Origin of the sequence: uncultured Nostoc sp. (genome assembly GCF_964245445.1) — a bacterium.
In the GTDB taxonomy this organism is placed as follows: Bacteria; Cyanobacteriota; Cyanobacteriia; order Cyanobacteriales; family Nostocaceae; genus Nostoc.
Genome location: NZ_CAXTNE010000394.1, coordinates 227 through 5,514 on the forward strand (window position 1 = coordinate 227; position 5,288 = coordinate 5,514).

Sequence of the window (5,288 nt, forward strand, 5' to 3'; positions counted from 1 at the left end):
AATCCCCAGTCCCCACTCCCCAAATTCTATGCCTACTACCACCTGGAATCGTCATCACGTTCTTTCCCTAGCTGACTTTACGGCGGCTGAATATAATACTGTTTTGCAAACTGCTGCCAGTTTTCAAGAGGTGCTATCACGGCGGACAAAGAAAGTACCAACCTTACAGGGACAAGTGGTGGCGAATTTATTTTTTGAATCGTCTACTCGCACTCGTAGCAGTTTTGAACTCGCGGCGAAACGTTTAAGTGCAGATACGCTGAACTTCGCCGCAGCCACATCTTCTATGACTAAGGGAGAAACAATTCTCGACACGGCGAAAACTTATTTGGCAATGGGAACTGATATTATGGTAGTCCGCCATCGAGAGGCAGGAGTACCGAATGCGATCGCGGCTGAAATGGATCGTTTAGGTGTAAAAGTTAATATCCTCAATGCTGGTGATGGTCAACATGAGCATCCTTCTCAAGCACTGCTAGATTTATTTACCATTTGTACTCTAATTGACCCAGCTAGTCCTCGATTAGAACTTTTAAAAGGTAAAAAGATTGCCATTGTTGGCGATATTCTCCATTCTCGCGTGGCGCGATCAAATATCTGGAGTTTAATCGCCAGTGGTGCCGAAGTGCATCTCGCAGCTCCACCCACCCTTTTACCCAAATTATTTGCCGAGTATATCTTGGAAGAGACAGGAGTCAAGAATCAGCAGTTTATTATCTCCTCATCCCCCACTCCCCACTTACCTTTATGCAGTCAAGGCTGAACACGAGGTGTATTATGCAAACAGTTTAGTCTTTCAGTTTTATGATTTTTGCCCTTTTGCCTACCCGCCACCGTGGGTTTGTGGTTTTAGCAATATTCAGTCTATTTTTAATTTGTCAGATAGCTCTTATCAGTTGCAACCCAATTAATTTTGAGAGTAAAGCGGCACAAGTATCACAATGGGTTACAAGCACTATCGGCGATCCGAAAACTTTTAACTACGCTTTCAATCAGGAATATCCTCATGTTTTTCTGTTCACGACTGAAGGACTAACTACCCTCAATGGAATTACAGGCAAAATTGAGCCAGCTTTAGCTGAATCGTGGGATATTTCTGACGATAAAAAGCGAGTCACTTTTACTTTGCGAGAAAACTTGAAATGGTCAGATGGCGAACCACTTACCGTAGATGATGTTATCTTTACCTATGAGGATGTGATTTTCAATCCACAGATTCCTACCGATTGGAAAGATAGTCTTAAAATTGGTTCTAGTGGTAGTTTTCCTAAAATCAGAAAAATAGGCGATCGCCAAATTGAATTTATTCTACCTGAGCCTTTTGCTCCTTTCCTTTCCACCACAACCGGAGCATCAACAAATTCAGTTGGAATTTTGCCAAAACATGCTTTATTTGAATCATTTAAATCTAAAGATACTAAAGGTAATCCTAAATTTCTATCTACTTGGGGAACGGATACAGAACCCAGTAAAATTATTGTCAACGGTGCTTATAAAATAGAAAGTTATACTCCCAGCCAACGTGTGGTATTTCGGCGCAATCCTTATTACTGGCGCAAAGATAGCCAAGGGAATCAATTACCATATATTGAACGTATTGTTTGGCAAATTATTGAATCTACTGATACAATAATTCTTCAGTTTCGCTCTGGAGGATTAGATACAGTTACTGTTTCTCCTGAAAACTTTTCACTACTTAAGCGCGAAGAAAAACGTGGAAAGTTTACTATCTACAATGGAGGCCCGGAATTCACCAATACTTATATTTCATTTAATCTCAACAAAGGTCGGCGGCAAAACGGACAGCCTGTAGTTGACTCAATTAAATCCCATTGGTTTAATACCCTTGCTTTTAGACAAGCAGTTGCCTATGCAATCGACCGTAAAACAATGCTAAATAACGTTTTTCGGGGGATTGGTGTGTTGCAAAATTCGCCAATAGAGATTCAAAGTCCTTACTACTTTCCTCCAGAAAAAGGTCTTAAAGCTTATGAATATAATCAAGAGAAAGCTAAAAAATTGTTATTAAATGCAGGTTTTAAATATAATACCAATAAACAGTTACTAGATGCTGATGGTAATCGGGTGCGCTTCAGTTTATTAACGAATGCTGAAAATAAAACTCGTGTGTTAATGGGAGCGCAAATTAAGCAAGACTTGAGTAAAATCGGCATTCAAGTTGATTTTAATCCAATTGCGTTCAATACCCTTACAGACAAGCTTTCTAATTCCCTCGATTGGGAATGTTATATGTTAGGTTTTGTTGGAGGGATTGAACCAAATGACGGGGCTAATGTTTGGTTACCGTCAGGTGGACTACACACTTTCAATCAGAAACTTCAAGCAGGACAAGAGCCACTTATTGGTTGGCAAGTTGCAGATTGGGAGGCGGAAATTGGCCGTCTTTACATTCAAGCAGCACGAGAGTTAGACGAAGTAAAGCGCAAAGAAATTTACGCCGAAACGCAACGCCTCTCTCAGGAATATTTGCCTTACATTTATTTAGTAAATCCTTTATCTTTGGTAGCAGTGCGCGATCGCATCCAAAACGTCAAATTCTCTGCACTTGGTTCCCAAAGAGGAACGCTATGGAATAAATATGAACTGAAAGTCACACAATAGAGTTTAAAGTATTAAAATCTCCGCCCTTAGTGGCACGTTTGGGAACATTTATAAAATTCAAACAACAGACCAGTGTCTCAACATGAAACTTTGCGATCGCTCCTCGAAGCGGTTGCCAATGGTAAAGTTACGCCAGATATGGCATTCGACTCACTCAAAGATTTAACTTATGAATCTGTAGGTGAGTTTGCCAAAATTGACCATCATCGCCAGCTAAGAACTGGTTTCCCAGAGGTGATTTGGGGCCCTGGTAAAACTCCCGACCAAATTGCTCAAATTATCGAGGTGATGCGCCTCCGCAACCCGGTGGTGATGGCAACCCGCATTGAACCAGCAGTTTATACCGCACTGGAATCAAAAGTTAGCGGTTTGCGATATTACGAATCGGCACGAATTTGTGCGATCGCTCCTCCTACCATCGAACCACAATTTGCAGGTGAAATTGGCATTCTTTCTGCTGGTACTGCCGATTTACCCGTTGCTGAAGAAGCTGCTGTCACTGCTGAACTTTCAGGTTTCCGCGTCCAACGCCTTTGGGATGTTGGCGTTGCGGGGATTCACCGTTTGCTGAGTAACCGCCATCTGATTGAGTCCGCATCGGTGTTGATTGTCGTAGCGGGGATGGAAGGCGCTTTACCCAGCGTTGTTGCTGGTTTAGCGAGTTGTCCTGTGATTGCAGTACCCACCAGCATCGGTTATGGCGCAAGTTTTGGCGGATTAGCACCTTTATTGACAATGCTTAACTCTTGTGCTGCGGGAGTAGGCGTAGTAAATATCGATAATGGTTTTGGTGCAGCAGTTTTAGCGGGGCAAATTTTGCGGACTGCCGAGAAATTGCGGTTGGCATCGGCTGCATCTTGAGTTAAGACATTGAAGTTACACCCAAGATTTCAGTAAATCTCAGGAATTTATCTAAAAAATAAACTGATGCTGAATTTTGCCACCTCCAACCTCTTAATCATCAAATATGAGTCATTACAGCGATTTGATATCTCAGTTATATTGGCATTTGCCTGTAAATTTGACAGCACTACTAGCACAAACAATTACCGATCCAGACTTGATCGGTCAGGTTGAAAAATCTTGGCGTCACTTTATACAAACAGGTCAAGTGTGGGCATTGTTGATTGGTTTAGTCATTGGCTATATGATTCGGAATCTAACTAGCTACGGTTAAAGAAATTTTAGATTTTGGATTTTAGATTTTAGATTAATCCAAAATCTAAAATCCAAAATTGATGCCCCTCCCCTGATAATATTTATGACCAAAGAAGAAACTTGGAGCCAGAGGTTTGAATCAGCGTTGCATCCAGCGATCGCTCGTTTTAATGCCAGTATAGGTTTTGATATTGAATTAATCGAATATGACCTGACTGGTTCTCAAGCCCATGCCAAAATGCTCGCTCACACGGGTATCATCTCCCCAGAAGAAGGAGAGCAACTGGTTGCAGGTTTAGAACAAATTCGTCAAGAGTACCGCCACGGTAAATTTCAGCCTGGTGTTGATGCTGAAGATGTACATTTTGCAGTTGAACGGCGACTGACAGAAATTGTTGGCGATGTGGGTAAAAAGGTGCATACGGCGCGATCGCGTAATGACCAAGTTGGTACTGATACCCGACTCTACCTCCGCGACCAAATCCAACAAATTAAAAGGGAATTGCGAGAATTTCAAGGGGTTTTACTGGATATAGCTGAAAAAAACGTTGAAACTCTGATTCCTGGCTATACTCACCTACAACGCGCCCAACCCCTGAGTTTAGCTCATCACCTCTTGGCATACTTTCAAATGGCGCAACGCGACTGGGAACGCTTAGGAGACGTTTCTCGCCGCGTGAACATCTCACCTTTGGGATGCGGAGCTTTAGCAGGAACTACTTTCCCCATTGACCGCCACTACACAGCCAAACTATTGCATTTTGACGATATTTATGCTAACAGCCTCGATGGAGTAAGCGATCGCGATTTTGCGATCGAATTCTTGTGTGCCGCTAGCTTGATTATGGTTCACCTCAGCCGCCTTGCAGAAGAAGTCATTCTTTGGTCATCAGAAGAATTCCGCTTCGTCACCCTCAAAGATAGCTGTGCCACAGGTTCCAGTATCATGCCCCAAAAGAAAAACCCTGATGTACCAGAATTGGTACGAGGGAAAACGGGACGTGTATTTGGTCATCTCCAGGCGATGTTGGTGATTATGAAGGGGCTACCTTTGGCATATAACAAAGACCTGCAAGAAGATAAAGAAGGTTTATTTGATAGCGTCAATACAATCAAAGCCTCTCTGGAAGCAATGACGATTTTGCTCAGGGAAGGCTTGGAATTTCGTACCCAGCGATTAGCAGAAGCTGTGGCGGAAGATTTTTCTAACGCTACCGATGTAGCAGATTATCTGGCAGCACGGGGCGTTCCTTTCCGGGAAGCTTACAACCTTGTGGGTAAGGTGGTAAAAACTAGTATTGCCGCAGGTAAACTCCTAAAAGATTTGAAATTGGAAGAGTGGCAAGAACTACATCCGGCATTTGCAGCAGATATTTATGAGGCGATATCCCCCCGTCAAGTTGTGGCAGCTCGCAACAGTTATGGTGGCACTGGTTTTGTACAGGTAAGCAAAGCACTCATAGCTGCCCGCGCTCAACTGGCTTAATAGAGGGAGTGGGGAGCAAGGG

4 protein-coding genes and 1 pseudogene are annotated in these 5,288 nt (G+C 42.9%); all 5 read left to right on the plus strand.

Annotation, left to right across the window (positions count from 1 at the left end; genetic code table 11):
* Positions 1–28: 28 nt before the first annotated feature.
* Positions 29–715, plus strand: a pseudogene (locus tag ACFE90_RS35695) (aspartate carbamoyltransferase); the annotation flags it as partial.
* 89 nt (positions 716–804) lie between these two features.
* Entirely contained in the window at positions 805–2,622 is a 1,818-nt protein-coding gene (locus tag ACFE90_RS35700) for an ABC transporter substrate-binding protein (RefSeq protein ID WP_375506985.1), read from the plus strand.
* Positions 2,623–2,694: 72 nt separating this feature from the next.
* Positions 2,695–3,483: a nickel pincer cofactor biosynthesis protein LarB gene (gene larB, locus ACFE90_RS35705; RefSeq protein WP_375506986.1), complete on the plus strand. Its 789-nt coding sequence runs from the start codon at positions 2,695–2,697 to the stop codon at positions 3,481–3,483.
* 106 nt (positions 3,484–3,589) lie between these two features.
* Positions 3,590–3,799 carry a hypothetical protein gene (locus tag ACFE90_RS35710; protein WP_375506987.1) on the plus strand — a complete coding sequence of 70 codons (210 nt, stop codon included), beginning with the start codon at positions 3,590–3,592 and terminating at the stop codon, positions 3,797–3,799.
* An 84-nt stretch (positions 3,800–3,883) separates the two neighbouring features.
* Positions 3,884–5,266 (plus strand): argininosuccinate lyase, encoded by a 1,383-nt coding sequence (argH, locus tag ACFE90_RS35715; protein WP_375506988.1) that lies wholly within the window; start codon positions 3,884–3,886, stop codon positions 5,264–5,266.
* Positions 5,267–5,288 lie beyond the last annotated feature (22 nt).